The organism is Streptococcus parasanguinis (assembly GCF_001578955.1).
GTDB lineage: Bacteria > Bacillota > Bacilli > Lactobacillales > Streptococcaceae > Streptococcus > Streptococcus parasanguinis_U.
This window is the reverse complement of sequence record NZ_KQ969785.1, coordinates 1-240: the sequence shown is the minus strand read 5'-3', so window position 1 is coordinate 240 and position 240 is coordinate 1. Positions and strand designations below refer to the sequence as shown.

Below are 240 nucleotides of genomic sequence, written 5' to 3'. Positions count from 1 at the left end.
AAGGTTCGGGGGCGCAAAAAAAGCTGTCCGAGAATTACTGGAGCTGATCAAAGCCGATATCGGCATAAGCACAGCCTTGGTATCTTATACCAACGATCTAGAAGGAGCCGAAGCACTGAAGCAAGAAATGCTTGCGCTTGAAGGCATCGATGAAGTCCTTGTGATGCCTCTTGGACCAGTTATTTCAGCCCACGTCGGCCCGAATTCCTTGATCGGATTTGTCATTGGAAAAGAAAATCG

At 47.9% G+C, this 240-nt stretch carries 1 protein-coding gene; it reads left to right on the top strand.

The window, feature by feature from the left end:
- On the top strand, positions 1 to 240 hold a 240-nt coding region (locus SPADD19_RS11225; RefSeq protein ID WP_241496607.1), incomplete at both ends, for a DegV family protein.